Source organism: Haemophilus sp. 27098_8_127, from assembly GCF_041433495.1.
Taxonomy (GTDB): domain Bacteria; phylum Pseudomonadota; class Gammaproteobacteria; order Enterobacterales; family Pasteurellaceae; genus Haemophilus_D.
This window is the reverse complement of sequence record NZ_JAPWBP010000005.1, coordinates 72,310-94,131: the sequence shown is the minus strand read 5'-3', so window position 1 is coordinate 94,131 and position 21,822 is coordinate 72,310. Positions and strand designations below refer to the sequence as shown.

The 21,822-nt window shown below is 36.2% G+C and carries 24 protein-coding genes; 13 read left to right on the top strand and 11 right to left on the bottom strand.

All coding sequences use genetic code 11. The features are described from left to right. The first annotated feature begins 24 nt into the window (after window positions 1–24). The 4 genes from cysK (at window position 25) to O3746_RS07135 (ending at window position 3,411) form a co-directional block, all read left to right on the top strand. Window positions 25–975: a cysteine synthase A gene (gene cysK / locus O3746_RS07150; protein WP_295649076.1), complete on the top strand. Its 951-nt coding sequence runs from the start codon at window positions 25–27 to the stop codon at window positions 973–975. Window positions 976–1,157: 182 nt separating this feature from the next. Continuing rightward, entirely contained in the window at window positions 1,158–1,931 is a 774-nt protein-coding gene (locus O3746_RS07145; RefSeq protein WP_005694744.1) for an amino acid ABC transporter substrate-binding protein, read from the top strand. Further along, the gene (locus O3746_RS07140) at window positions 1,915–2,631 is read left to right on the top strand and encodes an amino acid ABC transporter permease (RefSeq protein ID WP_049365735.1); all 717 of its coding nucleotides are present in this window, start codon (window positions 1,915–1,917) and stop codon (window positions 2,629–2,631) included. Before O3746_RS07145 ends, O3746_RS07140 begins: the two co-directional genes overlap by 17 nt. Before the next feature lie 9 nt (window positions 2,632–2,640). Further along, window positions 2,641–3,411 carry an amino acid ABC transporter ATP-binding protein gene (locus tag O3746_RS07135; RefSeq protein WP_371448358.1) on the top strand — a complete coding sequence of 257 codons (771 nt, stop codon included), beginning with the start codon at window positions 2,641–2,643 and terminating at the stop codon, window positions 3,409–3,411. Window positions 3,412–3,483: 72 nt separating this feature from the next. Here the strand turns inward: O3746_RS07135 and O3746_RS07130 are convergent, their stop codons facing one another. Further along, the gene (locus O3746_RS07130) at window positions 3,484–4,227 is read right to left on the bottom strand and encodes an MIP/aquaporin family protein (protein ID WP_005697447.1); all 744 of its coding nucleotides are present in this window, start codon (window positions 4,225–4,227) and stop codon (window positions 3,484–3,486) included. A gap of 372 nt (window positions 4,228–4,599) precedes the next feature. Here O3746_RS07130 and glpK point away from each other — a divergent pair, with 372 nt between their 5' ends. Next, window positions 4,600–6,111: a glycerol kinase GlpK gene (gene glpK, locus O3746_RS07125; RefSeq protein ID WP_371448356.1), complete on the top strand. Its 1,512-nt coding sequence runs from the start codon at window positions 4,600–4,602 to the stop codon at window positions 6,109–6,111. Window positions 6,112–6,246: 135 nt separating this feature from the next. Beyond that, window positions 6,247–6,744: a hypothetical protein gene (locus O3746_RS07120; RefSeq protein WP_371448353.1), complete on the top strand. Its 498-nt coding sequence runs from the start codon at window positions 6,247–6,249 to the stop codon at window positions 6,742–6,744. Between the two features lie 28 nt (window positions 6,745–6,772). Here the strand turns inward: O3746_RS07120 and O3746_RS07115 are convergent, their stop codons facing one another. Both O3746_RS07115 and O3746_RS07110 read right to left on the bottom strand, forming a co-directional pair. Beyond that, window positions 6,773–7,195: a hypothetical protein gene (locus O3746_RS07115; RefSeq protein ID WP_371448351.1), complete on the bottom strand. Its 423-nt coding sequence runs from the start codon at window positions 7,193–7,195 to the stop codon at window positions 6,773–6,775. Between the two features lie 3 nt (window positions 7,196–7,198). Further along, window positions 7,199–8,236, bottom strand: a complete 1,038-nt coding sequence (locus O3746_RS07110; RefSeq protein WP_371448349.1) for an IS1595 family transposase — start codon at window positions 8,234–8,236, stop codon at window positions 7,199–7,201. 131 nt (window positions 8,237–8,367) lie between these two features. On the opposite strand from O3746_RS07110, the gene O3746_RS07105 reads away from it, so the two are divergent. Further along, window positions 8,368–8,706 (top strand): helix-turn-helix domain-containing protein, encoded by a 339-nt coding sequence (locus O3746_RS07105; RefSeq protein WP_070583652.1) that lies wholly within the window; start codon window positions 8,368–8,370, stop codon window positions 8,704–8,706. A gap of 43 nt (window positions 8,707–8,749) precedes the next feature. Here the strand turns inward: O3746_RS07105 and O3746_RS07100 are convergent, their stop codons facing one another. The 3 genes from O3746_RS07100 to O3746_RS07090 form a co-directional block, all read right to left on the bottom strand. Next, window positions 8,750–10,099 carry an AAA family ATPase gene (locus O3746_RS07100; protein WP_070583650.1) on the bottom strand — a complete coding sequence of 450 codons (1,350 nt, stop codon included), beginning with the start codon at window positions 10,097–10,099 and terminating at the stop codon, window positions 8,750–8,752. Then, window positions 10,096–11,052 carry a reverse transcriptase domain-containing protein gene (locus tag O3746_RS07095; protein ID WP_070583797.1) on the bottom strand — a complete coding sequence of 319 codons (957 nt, stop codon included), beginning with the start codon at window positions 11,050–11,052 and terminating at the stop codon, window positions 10,096–10,098. Before O3746_RS07095 ends, O3746_RS07100 begins: the two co-directional genes overlap by 4 nt. Window positions 11,053–11,316: 264 nt before the next feature. Then, window positions 11,317–11,733, bottom strand: a complete 417-nt coding sequence (locus O3746_RS07090) for a helix-turn-helix domain-containing protein (protein WP_070583648.1) — start codon at window positions 11,731–11,733, stop codon at window positions 11,317–11,319. A gap of 166 nt (window positions 11,734–11,899) precedes the next feature. Between O3746_RS07090 and O3746_RS07085 the strand changes: the two genes are divergently transcribed. The 5 genes from O3746_RS07085 (at window position 11,900) to O3746_RS07065 (ending at window position 15,635) form a co-directional block, all read left to right on the top strand. Continuing rightward, window positions 11,900–12,340 carry a hypothetical protein gene (locus tag O3746_RS07085; protein ID WP_070592553.1) on the top strand — a complete coding sequence of 147 codons (441 nt, stop codon included), beginning with the start codon at window positions 11,900–11,902 and terminating at the stop codon, window positions 12,338–12,340. Window positions 12,341–12,349: 9 nt separating this feature from the next. Then, the gene (locus tag O3746_RS07080; RefSeq protein WP_070592555.1) at window positions 12,350–12,883 is read left to right on the top strand and encodes a hypothetical protein; all 534 of its coding nucleotides are present in this window, start codon (window positions 12,350–12,352) and stop codon (window positions 12,881–12,883) included. A 20-nt stretch (window positions 12,884–12,903) separates the two neighbouring features. Further along, window positions 12,904–13,686, top strand: coding sequence for a DUF4013 domain-containing protein (locus O3746_RS07075; protein WP_070592556.1), 783 nt, complete (start codon window positions 12,904–12,906; stop codon window positions 13,684–13,686). Between the two features lie 11 nt (window positions 13,687–13,697). Beyond that, on the top strand, window positions 13,698–14,090 hold the full coding sequence (locus O3746_RS07070) for a DUF805 domain-containing protein (RefSeq protein ID WP_049367240.1): 393 nt from the start codon (window positions 13,698–13,700) through the stop codon (window positions 14,088–14,090). Between the two features lie 408 nt (window positions 14,091–14,498). After that, window positions 14,499–15,635 carry an IS1595 family transposase gene (locus tag O3746_RS07065; RefSeq protein ID WP_070592557.1) on the top strand — a complete coding sequence of 379 codons (1,137 nt, stop codon included), beginning with the start codon at window positions 14,499–14,501 and terminating at the stop codon, window positions 15,633–15,635. Window positions 15,636–15,918: 283 nt separating this feature from the next. Here the strand turns inward: O3746_RS07065 and O3746_RS07060 are convergent, their stop codons facing one another. From O3746_RS07060 to O3746_RS07045, 4 genes are all read right to left on the bottom strand, one after another. After that, window positions 15,919–16,863, bottom strand: coding sequence for an Imm49 family immunity protein (locus tag O3746_RS07060; protein ID WP_371448344.1), 945 nt, complete (start codon window positions 16,861–16,863; stop codon window positions 15,919–15,921). A gap of 219 nt (window positions 16,864–17,082) precedes the next feature. Further along, window positions 17,083–17,451 (bottom strand): hypothetical protein, encoded by a 369-nt coding sequence (locus tag O3746_RS07055; RefSeq protein WP_290915441.1) that lies wholly within the window; start codon window positions 17,449–17,451, stop codon window positions 17,083–17,085. Between the two features lie 124 nt (window positions 17,452–17,575). Further along, window positions 17,576–17,959, bottom strand: coding sequence for a hypothetical protein (locus O3746_RS07050; RefSeq protein ID WP_371448341.1), 384 nt, complete (start codon window positions 17,957–17,959; stop codon window positions 17,576–17,578). A 102-nt stretch (window positions 17,960–18,061) separates the two neighbouring features. Further along, window positions 18,062–20,374 carry a Tex family protein gene (locus O3746_RS07045; protein WP_295651230.1) on the bottom strand — a complete coding sequence of 771 codons (2,313 nt, stop codon included), beginning with the start codon at window positions 20,372–20,374 and terminating at the stop codon, window positions 18,062–18,064. A 106-nt stretch (window positions 20,375–20,480) separates the two neighbouring features. Here O3746_RS07045 and greB point away from each other — a divergent pair, with 106 nt between their 5' ends. Further along, window positions 20,481–20,957: a transcription elongation factor GreB gene (greB, locus tag O3746_RS07040; RefSeq protein WP_049375836.1), complete on the top strand. Its 477-nt coding sequence runs from the start codon at window positions 20,481–20,483 to the stop codon at window positions 20,955–20,957. Window positions 20,958–21,022: 65 nt separating this feature from the next. Here greB and deoD read toward each other — a convergent pair whose 3' ends face one another. Then, window positions 21,023–21,739, bottom strand: coding sequence for a purine-nucleoside phosphorylase (gene deoD, locus O3746_RS07035; RefSeq protein WP_005697435.1), 717 nt, complete (start codon window positions 21,737–21,739; stop codon window positions 21,023–21,025). Window positions 21,740–21,822: the final 83 nt, after the last annotated feature.

Genomic DNA, 21,822 nt, shown 5'->3' with positions numbered 1-21,822 from the left:
TCCCAAATATAAAAGGACAGTAAAATGACAATTTATGCAGATAACTCATACTCAATCGGTAATACGCCATTAGTTCGTTTAAAACATTTCGGACACAATGGTAACGTTGTTGTAAAAATTGAAGGTCGTAACCCAAGCTTTAGCGTGAAATGTCGTATTGGTGCCAACATGATCTGGCAAGCGGAAAAAGATGGCATTTTAACGGCAGGAAAAGAAATTGTTGATGCGACCAGTGGTAACACTGGGATCGCTTTAGCCTATGTGGCTGCCGCACGTGGTTATAAAATCACCTTAACCATGCCTGAAACCATGAGTCTTGAACGTAAACGTTTATTACGTGGTTTAGGCGTCAATCTTGTGCTCACTGAAGGCTCAAAAGGGATGAAAGGTGCGATTGCTAAAGCAGAAGAAATTGTGGCGTCTAATCCAAATCATTATGTGATGCTAAAACAATTTGAAAACCCGGCTAACCCTGACATTCACCGTCAAACTACTGGTGAAGAAATCTGGAAAGATACTGAAGGTAAAGTCGATGTCGTGGTTGCTGGTGTGGGTACCGGTGGTACAATTACCGGTATTTCTCGTGCAATCAAATTAGATCACGGTAAAAAAATTACCTCTGTGGCAGTTGAACCAACAGAATCACCCGTTATTACCCAAACCCTTGCAGGTCAAGAAGTGAAACCAGGTCCACACAAAATTCAAGGTATCGGCGCGGGCTTCATTCCGAAAAACTTAGATTTATCATTAATTGATCGCGTGGAAACTGTAGATAGCGATACTGCAATTGCTACCGCTCGTCGCTTAATGGCTGAAGAAGGGATTCTTGCGGGTATTTCCTCTGGAGCCGCTGTGGCAGCAGCTGACCGTTTAGCAAAACTACCAGAATTCCAAGATAAATTAATCGTCGCGATCTTACCTTCTGCATCAGAACGTTATTTAAGTACGGCGTTATTTGAAGGAATTGAGGCTTAATCTATTGATTGAATTCATTTTATCTAAGGTCTGTTTTTACAGACCTTTTTTGTTTATTAATTAAACAATTTTCATTTAATATAACTAAAGGAAATAATTCATAAATAAATAATACTTTTCTTTTCTTTTTCGCTTCTTATAATTCATTTCACTTTTGTTATTTATCTAAAAAAGGAATACTTATGAAAAAATCATTTTTTAGCACCGCACTTTTAGCGGCAGGATTAGCCCTTTCTACTTTTGCTAACGCAGGTGAAATAGCTGATCGCGTTGAACAAACTAAAACCTTATTAGTCGGTACTGAGGGAACTTACGCACCATTCACTTTCCACGACAAAGATGGCAAGTTAACCGGTTTTGATGTGGAAATTATCGAAAAAGTTGCTCAAAAATTAGGTTGGAAAGTTGAATTTAAGGAAACCGCTTGGGATGGCATGTATGCAGGTTTAAATGCAAAACGCTTTGATGTTATTGCGAACCAAACCAATCCAAGCCCAGAACGTTTAAAAAAATATGATTACAGTGCACCTTATAACTACTCTGCTGGCGTAATCGTGACGAAAGCCGATAACGATAGCATTAAATCATTCCCTGATTTAAAAGGTAAAAAATCTGCCCAGTCTGCAACCAGTAACTGGAGCAAAGATGCACGTGATAATGGTGCAATTATTGTGACCGTTGATAGCTTGGCGCAAAACCTTGAAGCGGTAAAACAAGGTCGTGTTGATGCAACAGTAAACGATAAATTAGCAGTATTAGATTACTTCAAAAAACAACCTAATGCAGGCTTAAAAATTGCCGTAGAAAGTGATAAAAAAATCCCGACCGGTTTTGCTTTCTTGAAAGGTGAAGAACCGCTTATTGCGAAAGTAAACCAAGCACTTGAAGAATTACGCAAAGACGGAACTTTAAAACAACTTTCAATCAAATGGTTTGGCGATGACATTACTCAATAATTGGTTAGCAAGCCTTCCATTTATGACCACAGAACGAGCTGATTATGTAATCAGCTCGTTTTGGCCTATGATGGAAGGGGCAATTTTATATACGATTCCCCTAGCGGTCATTTCTTTCTTTTGCGGTTTATTCATTGCTGTCATCGTGGCTGTAATTTGCACATTGCCGCATCCCAATTTAATGACGAAAATTCTACAGGGCATCTGTCGCACTTATATTTCAATTATTCGCGGCACGCCAATGTTGGTGCAGATCTTCATTATTTTCTACGGTTTACCCGAAGTTGGCATCAAACTTGAACCTTTCCCAACCGCCATTATTGCGTTCTCTATTAATATTGGTGCTTATGCGGCAGAAACAGTGAGAGCCTCTATTCTTGCTATTCCTAAAGGTCAATGGGAAGCCTCTTATGCGATAGGCATGAATTACACACAAGCTTTCGTGCGTACCATTATGCCTCAAGCTTTACGTATTTCCGTCCCTTCGCTATCAAACACATTCATTAGCACAGTGAAAGATACGTCTCTCGCTTCGCTCGTTTGGATTGCGGAATTATTTCGTGTGGCACAAAACATCACGGCTGAAAACTATGAGTTTATTTTAATTTACAGCGAAGCGGCTCTCATTTATTGGGTATTCTGTTTTGTGCTGTCAATGGGGCAAACCCGCTTAGAAAAACGCCTTTCTCGCCATTTATAAGGACTGGTTATGTTAAAAGTCACGAATATTCAGAAAAGTTTTAATGGCCACCATGTATTAAAAGGCATTGATTTTGAAATTAATAAAGGCGAAGTGGTTGCCATTCTGGGTCCATCAGGTTCAGGCAAAACGACTTTTTTACGCTGTTTAAATTTGCTCGAACGCCCAGAAAAAGGAGTATTAGCATTTACCGATGGAAACTTAACTATTGATTTCAGCAAGAAGATCAGCAAAGCCGATGAACTAAAATTGCGTCGTCGTTCCTCAATGGTGTTCCAACAATACAATCTATTTCCCCACCGCACGGCACTTGAAAATGTGATGGAAGGGATGGTGGTTGTGCAAAAACAACCTAAAGAGATTGCACGTGAAAAAGCCTTGGCATTGTTGGAAAAAGTTGGTTTAAAAGCAAAAGCGGATTTATATCCCTCTCAACTTTCTGGTGGTCAACAGCAACGTGTCGGGATCGCCCGTGCTTTAGCCGTTAAACCCGATATTATCTTGTTAGATGAGCCTACTTCCGCTCTTGACCCTGAACTCGTCGGTGAAGTGTTACAAGCGCTCAAAATGCTCGCGCAAGAAGGCTGGACAATGATTATCGTCACCCATGAATTGAATTTTGCCAAAGATGTGGCAGATCGCGTGATTCTCATGGAAAATGGTCAGGTCGTTGAACAAAATACCTCAGCTGAATTCTTCAGTCATCCACAGCAAGAGCGCACCAAACAATTCTTATTGCAAGCTAAAATGCCAATGGAATTCGAAGATTATTGTATTTAATCAAACCTCTAAATATAAAAAGAACGGTCAAAAAACATCATGAATTTTGACCGCTCTTTCTATTTGAATAAATTACATAATCGCATTATAGAATACTGCTGCTAAAGCCGCCCCGATAAATGGCCCTACAACTGGAACCCAACTGTATCCCCAGTCAGCTTTAGTTTTTAATGTACCACCCAGGAAAAGACCTAAGGTTAAGCGCGGACCAAGATCTCGAGCAGGGTTGATCGCATAGCCGGTTGTTCCACCTAAGCTTAAACCTATTGCCCAAACTAAAATGGCTACTGGTAATGCCCCGATAGAGCCCAAACCAATTGGTGTACTTTCTGCCGTGCCAGGTAAAGTGATGTTTGCCCCTGCAAGATAGAAAATAACGAAGACTAATACGAAGGTACCAACGATTTCGTTCACTAAGTTGATTGGATAGTTACGAATTGCTGGTTCAGTACAGAAACAAGCGCGTTTTAAACCCTCTTCTTCGGTCGCTGCAAAGTGATCTTTATACATAATATAAACCAACAACGCACCTACCATGCCCCCCACAACTTGTGCCGCGATGTAGCCTGGTACCAGTTCCCAAGCAAATGCACCCTTCATTGCCACACCAAGTGTTACCGCTGGATTTAAGTGCGCCCCACTGTAAGGACCTGTCACAACGACGGCCACATACACTGCAAATGCCCACGCGGTAGTAATCACAATCCAACCAGAACTTTGCCCTTTCGTTTTATTTAAACATACGTTGGCTACCACACCGTTACCTAACAGGATTAAGAGCGCTGTGCCAAAAAATTCTGCAAAATAGGCATTCATAAGAGAATCTCCAAATAATGATTAACTTAATGATTTCATTAAAGAAATCTTGCTTTGCAATTCGTTTCGTTGTTTGATCAAATATTGAGATACTCAAAGTGAGTGGCGCCATTATCTAGTTTTTACCAATTAATTCAATAGATGAAACCGATCTATTTTCTAAAAATGAGAGAGCGATCACATTATTTTGTGCGTTAACACAATTGTTTACATTTTTTCGGGGAGAAATCTGTGACACCTATCACAAAACCCAACATTGCTTGTTCCAATTAGGTTCGAATTCAATTAAGTTAGGTTCGCAATTTGTTCGTTTAAGCTCAAAATTTCTTCATTCATTTAATGAGAGTGTCAAGCACTCTAAGGAATAGCACCATGACAGACAAAAAATACATCATCGCTTTGGACCAAGGTACCACAAGCTCTCGTGCAGTATTATTAGATCACAATGCGAATGTTGTCGAAATCGCCCAACGTGAATTTACACAAATTTATCCACGCGCAGGCTGGGTGGAACATAATCCAATGGAAATTTGGGCAACACAAAGTTCAACATTAAACGAAGTGGTTGCAAAAGCAGGCATTACCTCAGATGAAATTGCGGCAATTGGTATTACTAACCAACGTGAAACCACCATTGTGTGGGAAAAAGCAACCGGCACACCGGTTTATAACGCAATTGTGTGGCAATGTCGTCGTACTGCAGATATTACAGACAAACTTAAAGTGGATGGTCACGAAGAATATATCCGCAACACTACAGGCTTAGTAGTGGACCCATATTTCTCGGGGACAAAAGTGAAATGGATTTTAGACAATGTAGAAGGTGCTCGTGAAAAAGCGGAACGCGGTGAACTTCTATTTGGTACCGTAGATACTTGGCTTGTATGGAAATTAACCCAAGGCCGTGTTCACGTAACGGATTACACCAACGCATCCCGTACCATGTTATTTAACATCCATACGAAAAAATGGGATGACAAAATGTTGGAATTATTAAATATTCCACGCTCAATGTTGCCTGAAGTACGCAATTCTTCCGAAGTATACGGCAAAACCAATATCGGGGGTAAAGGCGGTGTACGTATTCCAGTTGCGGGCATCGCGGGTGACCAACAAGCAGCACTTTACGGCCATCTATGTACACGCGCAGGCCAAGCAAAAAATACCTATGGTACAGGCTGCTTTATGTTGCTTCACACCGGTGATAAAGCTATTACCTCTAAAAATGGTCTATTAACCACCATCGCGTGTAACGCTAAAGGCGAACCAGAATACGCGCTTGAAGGTTCGGTATTTATCGCAGGTGCTTCAATCCAATGGTTGCGTGATGAACTCAAAATCGTTCATGACAGCTATGACTCCGAATACTTCGCACAAAAAGTCCCAGACAGTAACGGTGTGTATGTTGTTCCAGCCTTCACCGGTTTAGGTGCGCCTTATTGGGATCCGTATGCTCGTGGTGCAATTTTCGGTCTTTCTCGTGGCTCTAATCGCAACCATATTGTACGCGCAACCCTTGAATCTATCGCTTACCAAACCCGTGATGTATTAGAAGCAATGCAATCTGACTCAGGCCAACGCTTACAATATTTACGTGTCGATGGCGGCGCAACTAACAATAACTTCTTAATGCAATTCCAAGCGGATATTTTAGATGTGAACGTAGAACGTCCAGTGGTGAAAGAAGTGACTGCACTTGGTGCAGCTTACCTTGCAGGCCTTGCGGTTGGTTTCTGGAAAGATTTAGACGAACTTCATGACAAAGCCCGTGTAGAACGTACCTTCACACCAGATAACGATGAAGAAAAACGTGAACGTCGTTATAAAGGTTGGAAAAAAGCCGTTAAACGCTCATTAGAATGGGCAAAAGAAGACGCGGAATAATCCTTCCTAGCCAATAATAAAGTGCGGTCAAAATCGCTTATATTTTTCGGTATTATGTAGCAGTTGCACAAAGACCTAACCGCTTGAAAATACTAAAATCTCCATTGAAAATTTAACTCAATGGAGATTTTTATTATGGCAGAATCCCACCTTATTTCTCAACTTACCAAATTAATCGAAAGTAGCTATAAAGAAAAAGCGATTCTTGAACATCAACTTGAGCAGTTAAAACAACAGAAATCAGATTTAGAGGATAAAATACTTTGTTTTGAGAATACCTTGATATACATTGAACCCAATTTCGATTTAAGGCAAATCAAAACACAATTCAATGTTTCAAGGCTAATAAAACCTCGATTGTTTAAGCAAAATCTTCAATTGTTGGTTGCAAGAGTATTAAAGCAAAGTGATAGTTGGAAAACATTATACTTTATTACAGAGGCGGCGTTGGAATTAGACACTGGCAAAAATTATCCTCTACCCCAAATAGAACATAAATTAGCTGTTGCTCGGGTATTGAAAGAACTGTATAAGAAAGGAATTATTGAACGGAAAGAAGTTGAATTACATAAACGGACACTAAAGCGAAGATTTTTCAGGCGTTCTGAATGGCGATTAAAACCTCTTGAGTAGAAATGGATAAGTAGCGGTAAAAATACCGCTATTTTTGTTTCCATTGCCAGTGAACCTCATTTCGGCTGATTTGAACTCTATTAATCCATTCTCTTTTATAAAATTCATTCAGTTGTTTACGAACGGAATCAAGATGCTTTTCAGATGGTGTATCAGGATTTTGTTCAATATAAAAAATGCGCTGCGTAAGCTCGGCAATTGTAAAGGCTTTGTTGGGTGCTTCTCGCATCATTTGTACGATGTATTTACGAATTTTCCCTTTAAAGAGCTTATATTTGGAACGGTACACAAAGTTTTCCGTATTATAAAGGGCTACATCAGTTTCCTGTTGAGTAAGCTCAATAGCACGTTTTAATGTGGCAATGTTTGCATCAAGTAAGGCTAGATGATGTAATACCTGTTTACGTTCAAACTCAAATTCTTTGAGCTTCTTATCTAAGTTATATGCCATAATCTACTGCCAAACCACTTCTTGATGAATAATTTTTCGTTGCCAATAACCGCACCATTCATTGTTATCGTTGGTGGTTTTCAAACATCGGCTTAATACATCAATAAACTGCGCTTTATTTGAGGTACGGCGATTGTCCTCACGGTAGGCAATTTCATTCGCATAGTTGAGTAAGTATTCGTTACTGATACGGTGAACTTGTCCGTAATACATCCGCTTGAAACGACTAAATAGACTTTCTGCCTGATTGTTTGTTACACCTAAGTCACTACGATATTCTTCCTTATGGTTTACAGTTCTCAAATCATAGTAAGGTAACAAGACATCATAAGCCGTGCTTTCATCGGTATTGATTTGCGTATGAGGTTTAATGAATTTATCAGCAAAACTTTTTATCACCGATTGCGATTCAGTATGTGCCACAAAAACGTGAGAGCGTTTTGCTCCACAATGCAGCGCATTACTGGCTTTTTCTTCTGGCGAATAATGCTCACGAGCAACCATTACACAACGTTTATCAGGATTCTGATTTTCCTTTAAGCGATAGTCAATGCGGTCAGATTTCTTATTTGCTTTACGTGGTGCAGGATGAACATAAGTACCATCCATATCCACTACGCCTGAAAGGGGTTTCATATCACGACTTTCTAATAATGCCTTGCGGAATTTATGTGATAAAACAAATGCCGTGCGAGGATTAAGTTTTGCATTACGAGCTAATTGAAGGGAAGATAATCCTTTGACGGCATTTACCCATTCCATTAAAGCATAGAGATAAACCTTAATCGGTTTCTTGCGATTGGAAAAAATGGTGCCAGAAGTGACACTAAAAGTGTGATTACAATGTTTGCAGCGCCATTGTTTGCGTGTAGAAATATAATAAGGCTTGTGTTGTACCCCACATTTAGGGCAAGTGATGAACTCTTTTCCACCCCATCTTAATTCACAAAGCAAATCATACGCTTCTTCTTCCGAGAGTTGTGCAATCTCGTAGGAAGAAAGCGTGCGAGCTTTGCTAGAAAGTAAGAAATGCTGAGTCATCGTCTTGTTTAAAATTTATGTTAATAGAGATTTTAAATATGCTCAAACGTGATAAAATGCGTTTAAACCGAAAACAAATATACGCTCATTTGCGTAATTTGTCAATTGTAAATTGAAAATGGAACGCTCAAATGTGCATATCAGAAAGATTAAGACAAGTTTGTGAAGCTAAAAATTGGAAAATTACAGATTTTGCAGATCGGGCAGGAATAGCTTATCGTACGATGCAAGGTTATATCGGTGGTGAACGTGAACCCAATGCAGAAGGAATGACAGGCATTGCTAAAGCAGGAGTAAATTTGAATTGGCTCGTGAGTGGCGAAGGTAAAATGTTTATTTCAGATGTTGCTCAAAATGATTTTCTTCCTGATGAAATTAGTTTGATAGGGAAATATCGCGTAATTACTGATTCTAGTAAACGAATTTTGCAAAGAGTAGCTCAAATTTTATATGATGAATCAGTAAGTTAATAAATAAGCGAGCTTATCCTAAACTCGCTTTTCAATAATTATTTTAACATTTTAGGAAATTTAATATTTTATCTTTTACATCTTCGATTTCGGATGGCCAGTCTCTCTCAATTATTTCAATAATAGACAAATATTCAAATCCAGTATTAATCAAAAGTTCATAATACACTTTAGGATTCTTTAAGTTTTCTGGGTAAACAAAATTAGAAGGAAGATTATATTTTTTCTCATTGCCCTTACATTTTCTTAGTAATTCTTTCTCTACGCTATCAAAAGGAATATGTAGTATTCTATTTTTTAGCTTAACTGTTTTCTTATCTCCATCAAGAATAGCTATAACATCCTTTTTATCTTTATTCAAAATACTAAACCTTGAACCTTGTAGAAAATCTTTTACCTCTTCTGCACCACCAATATAAAGTGTTCTGATTTTCTTTTCAGGGTATTCTCCTTTTAAGGAGTCTAATAAATATTGGATATATTTTTCTAGTACAATATCTTCAACAATAATGTATTTATCATACTCTTGAAACCCAAACATTTCTCCAGCAACAAATCCATATGATGTTTCAATAATTCTCATTTTTCCATTATCGTTTGATAAGTAATAAATGGGAGTTCGAAATTCATTATATAGCGTTTTCATAATTACAAGAGAATGAGAAGTAAAAATAATTTTCTTATGATATTTATTGCATAAATTATTTAGCTCTCTCACTAAATTAACTTGAGTTGAAGCATCCAATGAAATATCAATCTCGTCAATAATAACAATATCTTGCTCTTCAGATGAGAGCATCTTATATATATTTATTATGAAATATTCCCCTGAACTAAAATAGTCCTCTCGAATATACCCGCCATCTTTATTAGTCAAGAAATAATATTTTTTACCTTTAATTTCAACTTTTTTAAGCTCATTAAACTTACTACTATTGGGATAAATTTTATTTAAAAATTCGATAATATCTTCATCTTTACTATATTGATTTTTAAGATAAATCTCTCTGAGATCACGATCAATTTTTGATAAGGTTGGGTATGTAGTAAAACGGTTACCAAATGGTATTGGTAACTCGATGCATAATTTTGATTTGATTATATTTCTTGTATTTAAATACTGAATGTTATTATCATAATAATAATTTAAACATTCAAATTCAGTACCATTCTTATGAATAGATATGGAGATGGTAGTATCTTTATCTATGGATAAAGATTTATTTTCCTTAAATACATCAATATCTTGTGTTAGATACATTGATTTAATAATGCTTGTTTTACCTACTCCATTTTTCCCCACGATACAGATAATATTTCTATCTGTCATATCTAACTTAATTATTCCATTTTCTATATGTTGTAGTTTATTTATATTTATAAACATTTTCATAAATTAACCTTGAGAATTTCTTTTATTGTTGATAATCCATATTTTCTAGCTAATTTTTGTAGATAGTCAGGTTCTATATTTATTGCATAAGAAATATTTCCAGCTAATTTTCTTTTAGCTGATAGTTCATTGTCACTAAAATAATCTATAAATTTTAATCTATCTTTTGTGAAAAAATATATTCCCACCTCAATTTCATCTTTTATTTTTCTATCTACACTAATTTCTTGATTGTTAATTGTTAATCCAAGTATTTTTATTTTATTCTTTTTAGTAAAAATTTTTGTCTTAGAATTATTTAAATAAAACGGACTATACTCTTGTTGTAAGATAGACTTAATATTACTTGTTATATAATCTTTGTCTATGTCATCATTAGATGAAATAATAATATCATCTGAATATCTTGTGTAAATAAAGTTATTGTTATTACAAAAAGACTTTATATTTATATCATATTTTCTCATAATATAATTACTAATAAAAGGAGATGTAGGAAAACCAATAGGTAACTTATCATCGATAGTTACTAAGCTTAATATTTTATCTAAATAAAACATCAAGTTTTCTTGATCTAAATACGATAATTTTGAAATATCTTGATGAAGATTTTCTTTTATTAAAGAAGTTGATATGGATGGGAAAAAGTTTATTATATCTGTTTTATAAAAAAAATTGCTATTTACATGCGGTAATAAGCAATCCTTAACATTAATGCCTTTTCTATAGGCAAAGGCTACATCATTTTCTATTGGAAGACTTTTGAATATAAAATGAGATAAAAACGACAAAATTAATTTTAGCTCATCATTAGGAATATATATATCTTTTTGATCCTTACAGATCTTATAATAACTCTTTTCTATGGATATATTTTCAAAAATATCAAATGAAACTTTTTTATTAAAATAAGATTCAAAAAGAAATTTTAAATTAGGCTTTCTATCTTTCATTTTTTTCATTAAAAAGGACAATAAGTAACCACCTATTGCCCTTTTTAATCCAATTAAAATTATAATCTCTTTAGAACTAGCTTATCTTCTTATATAAGAACAGGATTCCTGTCTAAAAACAAGCTCGTTCAATAATACATTAAAAAAACATACTTGTCAATAAATAGTAAATTTCATGCGTTAGATTATCGTACTATCTTTATACGCCCAAGCTAGTCATACATTTACTATGCTCCTAAAGCTTATAAGATAAAGCATAAAAAACTATTGAGCATCTATGGGAGAGAATTTTACATTAAGTAGTTCTTTTAATGTATTAAGCTCTCTATCTTTCTGTTCAAGCAACTTATTCAACAAAACCTCCTTCTCAGCTGCATGAGAAAGTGCTGATTTCAATCTTTCAACCTCAATCAATAACGAAACTTCGCCTACACCTTGATACACAGCACCTTGTGGCGATTCAATTTGAAAACAGATATTCCTACCATCTGATTGCATTAACTCAATTACATCAATGTCAAATACTTGTGCAATTTGTTCGAGTTTGTCTAGGTAAATTTTACTTTCACCACGCTCAATTTTAGCATAGCCATTTAACGACATATTCAGCTTTTCTGCCATCTGTTCTTGCGACCAATCCTTTGCTTCTCGGAACTTCCGAATCTTCTCATTGACACTCATTTTGTACCTGTAAAATTTCTTGAATACCCACTGCTAGTGGTAGTTGATAGAGATTGCCAGTTGCTACAGCGAAACAACCAAATTATGTATTATAGCTAGGTTTAATGCGGGTTCTTACTGAAAATTTCCCTAAATTTCTTATGTTAATCATTATAGGTTTTTTATTATGAATAAGCTACTTCTATCTTTATCTACAGTATTCGTATCTATAAACGTTTTCGCTTTGTCACCTTTAGAGCAAGCTAAAGTAGATACCGTTGCAAAGGTCTATCAAACCAATGATTTAGAACGCTACTCAACAAAAGAGTTTGCAGATTTGCAAATAAAAGCAACAGATATTCATAACGAAAATGAGTATGAATACGGCGGAACATGCCTTTCCGAATTTTGGATCTATGGAATGGTGAGAAATCAAGTTGAAGTAAAACCTATCATAAAAATTATTAAGGAACAGGTAAATGTCACTCTAAAAAGTAAGAAGAAAACCATTGATTTAATCTATCAACTGGAATGTGAAAACAACCAATGCTTAGTATCGGATGTAATTACTGAACAAGGGCATAGTTACAAGAAAAGCTTGGCTTCTTGCATCAAGAAATATCAATAAGGAAATGTTATGAGAAAAATATTTAAGGTAGTAATGCTAACCTTATCATTAACTTCTTGTGCAGAAGTTACAGAGGGACTTCGAGATATTTCACAAGGTACATTTGTGAAGAAAAGAGTTGGCAATCCATTTAGAACGGAGCAAACCACTGATTCATCTTTATATAACAGTTTGGTTAATCTATCTCAAGGTAAAGCAGTAGGTTCATCTATAAAGATGGAAACATCTGATCTTATGTTCTTCAAGGCATTAAACCATAATACTTTAATTCAAGAAAATGAAGTAAATTATGACTACGACCAAGTCGAATTATTAAGTAGTGAATTAAAACGCCATAAAATCTTTGTTAAAGAGAGTAAAGCAGGTGAAAAATGTTCATCTCCTTTATCAAATAATCAAGGATACACATCATCAACTTACGAATTTATGATTAATGGTAAAAAACTATATATCCTTCAATATGGAAGTGTTTGTGGAAGTTGTTTATATAAACCCATTGTAATTACCAAGAATCAGCCTTGCAAAGTCCTCAATACTCTTTAAATTTTAGGTATAACACGAGAATGTTTAAAAATTTGCTTAAAGAATATCAAGAAGGATACGTATATCTCTTTTCTGATAGAAGTTTCTATAAGAAGCTTTGGATTATTCCTTTATTACTATTTTTCCCATTTATAAAGTATCCATTCGGCATAATATTTATTAAAGGATGGCAGGTTCAGATGGTTGAAGATATTATGCTAGATAAGCCGTTGCAATCATTACAAATAAAGAAAATAGTTCTGAAAGGGTTACAAATAACAGGAGTTACGATTATATATTGGATGGTTCCAACAGCTTTTTGTTATTTATTAGGACTAAAAGGTATTCTAGGATTGTTCTTAGATATACTAGAATTTATACAAGGCGGATTAACAGGCTATCTTACGGATTACATTGAGGATTATATTGCAACATTATTTATCTACTTTATATGGGGCATGATCTCAAATCCAATTCTTCAATGTGGAATCATTAGATATGCATTAACTGGAAAATGGTTAGAATTATTAAATATACCGAAAAACATCTTATTCCTAATGGCTAATTTACATAATTTCTTAAAGTTTTATGTTTTTTATCTAGTCACAGTATTGCTTTTAATAATCCTTGATTCGTTATTATTATTTATAGCGTTTCCTATTGAGATTTTGTTGCTACCATTTTTACTTGTTCTCTATTATGGTTCAGTTTCGCATGAGTTAGGGCATCTAGCAAAAAATGCATTTCTCAAGCAGGTTAATAGGAAAAAAGATTTAACTGCTGATAATCCAACAGATTATATTGAAAATAAACGTTCACATTAAGAGGATTAGTTATGATTGAAAAATCGTTATTTACATACTTTATTGAAGCATTTACTAAAAACTATGCAAACTTTAAAGGGCGTGCTAGACGAAAAGAGTATTGGGGATTTACTTTATTTTATGCGTTAATATTCGCTATTTTAGGTGCTTTTGCTTTTACAGGTATTGGAGTAATACTTTTTTTAGTAGTTTTTGTTGTTACCTTACCACCTTCAATATCCCTAACAGTCCGTAGATTACACGATATAAATTTATCGGGTTGGTTTACTTTATATATGTTAATTATGCTAATTCCTGTTATTGGTGAAGCGATTGCAATCATCATTTCAATCGTCATCGGAGTTGTGCAAGGTAGTGCCGAATCGAATAAATTTGGCGAAAATCCTGTAATATCGAATAAATAATTACGGACACTAGCGATAACAAATAATAGATGAAAGCAACTTCGTGAGGAATTGCTTTTTTTATTTGACGAAAAATTTTCAAAGGACTATATTTACACTAATTTGCAGGGAAAACTTACTACAAATTATATAATTAGCCAAGGAATACAACTTTATTCAATCACCAATTAATACACATTAACAGGTGTGTAGCGAATGTTTAGGTGGCAGCAAATTTCATCTTGTAAATTTCCTGTTTTAACAATCGCAATTTCACTCATTTTAAATGAGCCTTCCACAAGTTCCTTGTGGGTAACGGTATTCGAGGCATAAACGCTTTGAGCCGACTTGAAATTTTCAAGTGGGCGATTTTTTATGTCTGGCGTTTAGCAAATCTCGAATGCCTTGTACTACACAAGGAAATTCGCAATGGCTCAACATTATTTACTTTCAAGCAAATCCAAAAACATCAATTTAAAAGATATTTTACGCCTTACAGAAGAAGATGCTTTTTACCTTTTAAAAACTCACCGTTGGGGAAACCCTGATAATGTTCGTGATGTATGCTGTCCGCATTGTGGTATTCGCCACGAAGCCTATTTCCTTTCTTCTCGTAAACGTTGGTGTTGTAAACATTGCAAACGCCATTTTTATATTACAACAAATACAGCCTTTGCCTTTCATAAAGTTGATTTAGTCGATATTCTTGCTGTCATCTTAATGATGGTAAATAGCTCAAAAGGCATTAGTGCGATTGATGTTAGTCGTCATCTTAATTTGAACTACAAAACGGCATTTGTACTTTGTGGGAAAGTTCGCGAAGCCTTATTTAAAACACGCGATTTAAGTCCATTGTCAGGCGAAATTCACGAAGATGGAATGTTGATCAACTTTACCCTGCGCCCAACTAATTTCCGTAAAAACAATTATAAACAACGTCAAAAAGCCGATGAGAAAGGTCGCAAATATCCTAAATTTAGAGCGACTAAACGTTGTCTATTCGCTATTACACAACGTGCTGCAAATGATAGTAATATATCTGGAGCAAATCGTACCATTGTCGCAATGGATTACACCGAAAATGCTGATACTGTTTTTGCATTAAATCAACGCTTTGTCAAAGCAGGCAGTGATATTATGTGTGATGAAAACCCTGCTTATAAAAGTCTTGATTTTCATTACACCCGTTGGTCGGTGAATCATCAAGAGGCTTATAGTGCGAAAGGTGTAAATAATAACCTTGCGGAATCCTTCAATGCAAGAATGCGTGATTTAATGCGTGGCACACATCATAAAGTCGATAATAAATATGCCTTGCACTATGCTAATCAAGCCGCATTCTTTTCAGATAACCGTCGAGAATCTAACGGGAAACTTTTTGAAGATGTCCTCAAACGTTGTTTATGGGTTCTGCCATTCAAAGAATGGGTTGGCTATTGGCAGGGTAATCATCGCGAAGGTGAGCTTCTCGGTATGAAAGCCTTTGCACCTAACGAAATTTCATCACAATACTTTAAGCGACTTGAAGAACAAACTGCATGCGATGAAATTCTGATGGCAGCATAGAATCGTATAGGCGTTAATAGACTTAGATAGAATTATATAGAAAGAAATAGCTTACCTGAATAAAGGTTGAGCGGAATAGTTACGCCTTGAGTTTGAAAAAATGGAAAATTGATGTGAAAAATTGCGAGGTTGAAGTTAGAATTTGAGGTAAAAGAAATGCCTTTCACAATTTTCATTCGGAAAGGCATTCAAATTTATGCGGTAAATTAGTCAATTTTCGGACTTTGTGCAACTGCTACATAATACCGATATTTTTGACCGCACTTTTATTATCATTCCCGACTTATCTACCAAACAGCGAAGCCCAAAATCCTTTTTTATTTTCAACTTTCTTTTGCTTTGCTTCTTCCATTCTTTGTTTGACATAATTTACCCAAACTTGATGGGGCGCATCAAAATCAAATGATTTCATAAAATCATAAGGAATTTTATATTCTGCTAATGGATTTATATCAATCAATTCTTTTGGCGCTATTGGGCTATCAATACCCAAATCAAAACCGTGGATTGCTGCGATTTTGGCATACATTAAAACTTGCGGTTGCAAGTAAAAATCAAAATGTAAAAGAGTATCTTTTGCTGCTCGTTTAGCAAGCTTAAGTTCGAGTAATTTATCTAAAGCCTCTTGCATTCCTTTTATATTTTTATCTGCTAATGCCACATAAAATTCATGATCAGGAATACGCTTTAAATCGCTACGGGCTTTTTTCTCATCATTTAAGAATGTGAGTGCGCGTTCTTTTAATAATTGCCAATCGCCACTTAACGCCAATAAAGTGTTCGCATTAAAAAAAGGTCTGGTATCAGTTCGTTTATAGGTAACTGAAATATCGACAATTTCATCACGATGTTTAATTAAATAATCAATTAACTTTTGATTATCTGAAAGCAAACTCATAAAAAAGAAATTTGTATTAATTCCGTTGTACGCCCATTGAAAATCATATTCAGACAGAATACCTAAGAAACCAGCAATAGAAGCATTTTCTTTAAATCCTGAAATATCATTTTCTAATAAATGCTTAGAGGCTAATGCCGCGTGATAATCTTTCATCCAAAATATCAATGAAAATACATTTCCATTGAATTCTTCTATATGACTCAATACTATTTTCAATTTTTTATTGTCAAATTCTACATATTCTTCAACCCTATCCAAAGTAAATCTCTTTGCATCATCGTAAGTATTCGCAATATCACTTCCTAAAAAGATATTATATTTTTCCATATTAATATTCTCCGATTAATGTTTATTAGGAACTTTTACTGGTAACACCGCAACTTTACCATTTGATTTATCCACGCCAGCTATAATAGTTGATTTACTTAACATAAGCATCTTTGAAAATACAAAAGTGCGGTCAAAATCGCTTATGTTTTGACCGCACTTTTCATTTGAACATGCTACATTTTAATTTTTTACGTGAGTATTAACTCGCTTAAAACATCACTTACATACTGAAGAATCATATTCATACTGAAATTCAATATTAGGAAAATTGTGGTGTAATGTAATCAAATTACCATTTTTACAGTAAACATTTTCTCTAATTTCGGAATAGCCTCGTTTAGATACAAAATCCTTGTAATCCCTTAACTCACCAAGCAGATACAGACTAATCTTAATATACCTGAAGTCTACATTTTGATATTGAATTTTATCTTTAAATTGAAGGTTTATTGCCGTATAAAGACGCTCTCCCTCTTGTTTTCTAGTATAGTTTTTAGAAATTCCTCCTGACAAAACTCCATAAGCAAGTATTCCAAGATAAATAATTATAAATAAAGATATGAGATACTTATTCTTTGCTATCATCTTTTACCTTAAATATCAATTTATAGAAAATAATAAAACAGCCATATTTTATAGAAATATAACGTCATCCAGGAGAATATTTTTTAATATTTAAAATTATTGTTCACACTTGGATTTAAATCTATCAACTATACTGCTGCCGATACTTCTCTAAATTATCTTGAAAATGCTGAATATAGTATTCGATATCTTTTTCTGGGTAGCCAAGAATTCGGCCGATTTCACGTTCCACTTTTGGATCAAAACCATTCACAGTGCTTGCAGGAAGTAATACTTCCATTTGTTCAGCGAGTGCAAGAGATTGAGGTAAATAGACAATAAAATCAGTTAAGCAGACATCATTAATATGACGTTGCACTGTTTTTGAATGAAGCATTCCTAGCTCAAGATAAGGGAGAAAGGCGTCAGGAATACCGAGCTCCTGATTGAATAATGCCACTTGCTTTTCGCCCCTTAACATTAATTCCAGCTCCTTGCCTTCATGCGGCCCAAGAATACCTTTTTCCATAAGAATATTCCTTTCGTTGAAATAAAAAAGGGGATTGGATGATTGACCAGATCCCCTTCATTGTACGCCTATTTGGCCACAATGTTCATCTAAATGACGAAATTATTTTTTCCAATTTTTCAACGCATCGGCAAAGGCATTACCCATCGCACTATTTCCTCTAGGATTACGCTCTTGACGAGGTGCATTACTTCTTGGTTTTGCGCTTAAAGTGCGGTCAGATTTGCCGTCATTTTTGACCGCACTTTCATCTAATCGCATCGTCAATGCAATACGTTTACGCGGCACATCCACTTCCAAGACTTTCACTTTTACGATATCGCCCGTTTTCACCACTTGATGTGGATCTTCTACGAATTTATCGCTTAATGATGAAATGTGTACTAAACCGTCTTGGTGAACACCTATATCCACAAATGCGCCGAAATTAGTCACATTGGTGACGGTACCTTCTAAAATCATACCCGGTTTCAAATCGGTGATTTCTTCCACGCCTTCTGCGAATACAGCAGTTTTAAATTCACCACGCGGATCGCGCCCCGGTTTTTCCAACTCTTTGAAAATATCTTGAACCGTTGGTAAACCAAATTGCTCATCAATAAATTGTTTTGCATCAAGCTGACGTACTACACCTGCATTGCCCATTAAATCTTGGATAGATTGCGCGGTGGCTTGCAAGATTTTTTCCACTACTGGATAAGCTTCTGGATGGACACCTGAAGCATCAAGTGGATTTTTCCCGCCTGCAATACGCATAAAGCCTGCACATTGCTCAAAGGCTTTTGGTCCTAAACGCGGCACTTTTTTCAATTCAGTACGACTTTCAAAACGACCATTTTCATCACGGTATTCCACAATGTTTTGCGCTAAGGTTTTCGTCATCCCTGCCACGCGCGCGAGTAATGGCGCCGATGCCGTATTCAAATCCACACCTACTGCGTTTACACAGTCTTCCACCACTGCATCAAGTTTACGCGCAAGTTGGGTTTGGTTTACATCGTGCTGATATTGCCCTACACCAATAGCTTTCGGTTCGATTTTTACTAATTCCGCCAATGGATCTTGTAAACGGCGTGCAATAGAGACTGCACCACGTAAAGACACATCTAAGTTCGGGAATTCATTTGCCGCAAATTCAGAGGCGGAATAAACGGATGCGCCTGCTTCGCTCACCACAACAGTTTGAGGTTTATTTTCTTTAATTTCTTTAATCACTTCTTTCGCAAAACGTTCTGTTTCACGAGAGGCTGTACCGTTACCAATGGCAATTAATTCTACGTTATGTTTGCGGATCAAGCTGAAAATCGCCACTTGTGCTTCAGCTTCACGACCCGTGTGTGGATAAATGGTGGTGGTATCTAATAATTTACCAGTATTATCTACCACCGCAACTTTAACACCTGTACGTAAGCCCGGGTCCAAGCCCATAGTGCATTTTGCGCCAGCCGGTGCAGCCATCAAAAGTGCGGTCAGATTTCTAGCAAAAACATCAATGGCTTCTTCTTCCGCTTTTTCACGTAAACTTGCCATTAATTCTGTTTCTAAATGCAACGAGACTTTGATTTTCCATGTCCACGCAATCACTTGCTCACGCCATTTATCCGCAGGCTGTCCCGTAAAACGGACATCTAAATAATTACGAATAATTTCTTCACAATAACTTTGGCGACTTCCCTCTTCCGCATCAGGATCCGCATTTAAGCTTAATTGTAAAATGCCCTCATTACGTCCTCGGAACATCGCTAATGCACGGTGAGAAGGCACATTTTTTAATAATTCTTGGTGGTCGAAATAATCTTGGAATTTTGCCCCTTCTGTTTCTTTACCTTCGATCACTTTGGATACGATAACCGCATTTTTCGCTAAATAATCACGGACTTTCGCTAATAAACCCGCATCTTCAGCAAAACGCTCCATTAAAATATAGCGAGCGCCATCAAGCGCGACTTTAGTATCTGTTACGCCTTTATCATCATTCACAAATTCAGCTGCGGCCGTTTCAGGATCATTCTTCGGCTCGTTCCAAAGTAAATCAGCCAATGGCTCAAGACCGGCTTCAATCGCAATTTGCCCTTTCGTACGACGTTTAGGTTTGTATGGCAAATACAAATCTTCTAATTCGGTTTTGCTTTGTGTTGCATGGATTTTGTCACGTAATTCATCGGTCAATTTCCCTTGCTCTTCAATAGATTTCAAAATGGTTTGACGACGATCTTCTAATTCACGTAAATAAATTAAACGAGTTTCAAAATGACGAAGTTGAGTGTCATCCAAGCCACCTGTGGCTTCTTTACGATAACGGGCGATAAATGGAATGGTGTTGCCATCATCTAATAATTGAATAGCGGCGAGGATTTGTTGGGGTTGAACGGTTAATTCTGCCGCAATAATTTGGCTAATTTGTTGATTTAACATTGTCATACTTCTTTGTTATTAAAGGATTCGATAAAAACGGGAATAGAATACTGGTTTTAGACAACAGGCTCAAATATAATTCAAAAAAATTTCTTTTATTTTTATCATGGCAAAATCAAATTACATTACCCGTCAAGGCTGGCTTGCGCTTGACCAAGAACTTAAATTTTTGTGGAAAGAAGAACGTCCTAAAGTTACCCAAGCGGTTTCAGATGCTGCTGCGCTTGGTGACCGCAGTGAAAACGCAGAATATATTTACGGTAAACGTCGTTTACGTGAAATTGATCGCCGTGTGCGTTTCCTTTCCAAACGCTTAGAAGTGTTACAAATCGTGGATTACCACCCGAAACAAGAAGGCAAAGTGTTTTTCGGTGCCTGGGTTGAGCTAGAAGATGAAGAAGGTGAAGTGAAGCAATACCGCATTGTCGGCTGCGATGAATTCGATCCCGCTAAAAACTGGATTTCCATTGATTCTCCCGTCGCACGTGCCTTAATCGGAAAAGGCGTTGATGATGAAATTCATGTGGAAACCCCCTCAGGCAAAGTGGTGCTCTATGTGAACCGAATTTGGTATGAAAAATAGCGAAGTAGAAAAACAAAAGAGCGGTCAAAATTGACCGCTCTTTTTTATTCTATCAATCGGATAAATTATGCTTTATCACCAATTAATACAGACTCTAACGCAATTTCAATCATATCATTGAAGGTTAATTGGCGTTCTTCTGCTGTAGTTTGTTCGTGTGTACGAATATGGTCTGAAACGGTACAGATACAAAGTGCTTTTGCACCATATTCTGCTGCTACGCCATAGATACCAGCCGCTTCCATTTCTACGCCTAAGATGCCGTATTTTTCCATCACATCAAACATTTCGAAATCTGGCGTGTAGAATAGGTCTGCAGAGAAAAGATTCCCTACGCGAACTTGCTTACCTTTTTCTTTCGCAGCTTGAACCGCTGCTTGTGCCATATCAAAATCAGCAATTGCAGCAAAATCGTTATCTTTGAAACGGATACGGTTTACTTTTGAATCAGTACATGCTCCAAGGCCGATGATAACATCACGTACTTTAACGTCCATACGTACGGCACCACAAGAACCAACACGGATGATTTTTTTCACGCCGTATTCAGTAATTAATTCTTTCGCATAAATTGAGCAAGATGGGATACCCATACCGTGACCCATAACAGAGATACGACGACCTTTATAAGTACCGGTATAACCCAACATATTGCGAACGTTAGTCACTTCTTTCGCATCTTCTAAGAATGTTTCAGCAATATATTTTGCACGAAGCGGATCGCCTGGCATTAACACAACATCTGCAAATGCGCCTTCAGGAGCGTTAATATGTGGAGTCATTGTTTTTTCCTCTTGTTGATAAATAAAAAGTCATTTAAGCAAACGTTTTCGCTTGCTTTAAAGTACAACACCACGAATGATTC

Excerpts from the sequence above, each read along its gene's own strand:
- O3746_RS07085 (WP_070592553.1), top strand. The coding sequence starts at position 11,900 with ATGAATAAGCTACTTCTATCTTTATCTACAGTATTCGTATCTATAAAC.
- O3746_RS07145 (WP_005694744.1), top strand. The coding sequence starts at position 1,158 with ATGAAAAAATCATTTTTTAGCACCGCACTTTTAGCGGCAGGATTAGCC.
- O3746_RS07140 (WP_049365735.1), top strand. The coding sequence starts at position 1,915 with ATGACATTACTCAATAATTGGTTAGCAAGCCTTCCATTTATGACCACA.
- O3746_RS07120 (WP_371448353.1), top strand. The coding sequence starts at position 6,247 with ATGGCAGAATCCCACCTTATTTCTCAACTTACCAAATTAATCGAAAGT.
- O3746_RS07095 (WP_070583797.1), bottom strand. The coding sequence starts at position 11,052 with ATGAAAGATAGAAAGCCTAATTTAAAATTTCTTTTTGAATCTTATTTT.
- O3746_RS07100 (WP_070583650.1), bottom strand. The coding sequence starts at position 10,099 with ATGAAAATGTTTATAAATATAAATAAACTACAACATATAGAAAATGGA.
- O3746_RS07060 (WP_371448344.1), bottom strand. The coding sequence starts at position 16,863 with ATGGAAAAATATAATATCTTTTTAGGAAGTGATATTGCGAATACTTAC.
- O3746_RS07135 (WP_371448358.1), top strand. The coding sequence starts at position 2,641 with ATGTTAAAAGTCACGAATATTCAGAAAAGTTTTAATGGCCACCATGTA.
- O3746_RS07070 (WP_049367240.1), top strand. The coding sequence starts at position 13,698 with ATGATTGAAAAATCGTTATTTACATACTTTATTGAAGCATTTACTAAA.
- O3746_RS07045 (WP_295651230.1), bottom strand. The coding sequence starts at position 20,374 with ATGTTAAATCAACAAATTAGCCAAATTATTGCGGCAGAATTAACCGTT.
- greB (WP_049375836.1), top strand. The coding sequence starts at position 20,481 with ATGGCAAAATCAAATTACATTACCCGTCAAGGCTGGCTTGCGCTTGAC.
- O3746_RS07080 (WP_070592555.1), top strand. The coding sequence starts at position 12,350 with ATGAGAAAAATATTTAAGGTAGTAATGCTAACCTTATCATTAACTTCT.
- O3746_RS07065 (WP_070592557.1), top strand. The coding sequence starts at position 14,499 with ATGGCTCAACATTATTTACTTTCAAGCAAATCCAAAAACATCAATTTA.
- O3746_RS07050 (WP_371448341.1), bottom strand. The coding sequence starts at position 17,959 with ATGGAAAAAGGTATTCTTGGGCCGCATGAAGGCAAGGAGCTGGAATTA.
- glpK (WP_371448356.1), top strand. The coding sequence starts at position 4,600 with ATGACAGACAAAAAATACATCATCGCTTTGGACCAAGGTACCACAAGC.
- O3746_RS07105 (WP_070583652.1), top strand. The coding sequence starts at position 8,368 with ATGTGCATATCAGAAAGATTAAGACAAGTTTGTGAAGCTAAAAATTGG.
- O3746_RS07075 (WP_070592556.1), top strand. The coding sequence starts at position 12,904 with ATGTTTAAAAATTTGCTTAAAGAATATCAAGAAGGATACGTATATCTC.
- O3746_RS07115 (WP_371448351.1), bottom strand. The coding sequence starts at position 7,195 with ATGGCATATAACTTAGATAAGAAGCTCAAAGAATTTGAGTTTGAACGT.
- O3746_RS07055 (WP_290915441.1), bottom strand. The coding sequence starts at position 17,451 with ATGATAGCAAAGAATAAGTATCTCATATCTTTATTTATAATTATTTAT.
- cysK (WP_295649076.1), top strand. The coding sequence starts at position 25 with ATGACAATTTATGCAGATAACTCATACTCAATCGGTAATACGCCATTA.
- deoD (WP_005697435.1), bottom strand. The coding sequence starts at position 21,739 with ATGACTCCACATATTAACGCTCCTGAAGGCGCATTTGCAGATGTTGTG.
- O3746_RS07090 (WP_070583648.1), bottom strand. The coding sequence starts at position 11,733 with ATGAGTGTCAATGAGAAGATTCGGAAGTTCCGAGAAGCAAAGGATTGG.
- O3746_RS07110 (WP_371448349.1), bottom strand. The coding sequence starts at position 8,236 with ATGACTCAGCATTTCTTACTTTCTAGCAAAGCTCGCACGCTTTCTTCC.
- O3746_RS07130 (WP_005697447.1), bottom strand. The coding sequence starts at position 4,227 with ATGAATGCCTATTTTGCAGAATTTTTTGGCACAGCGCTCTTAATCCTG.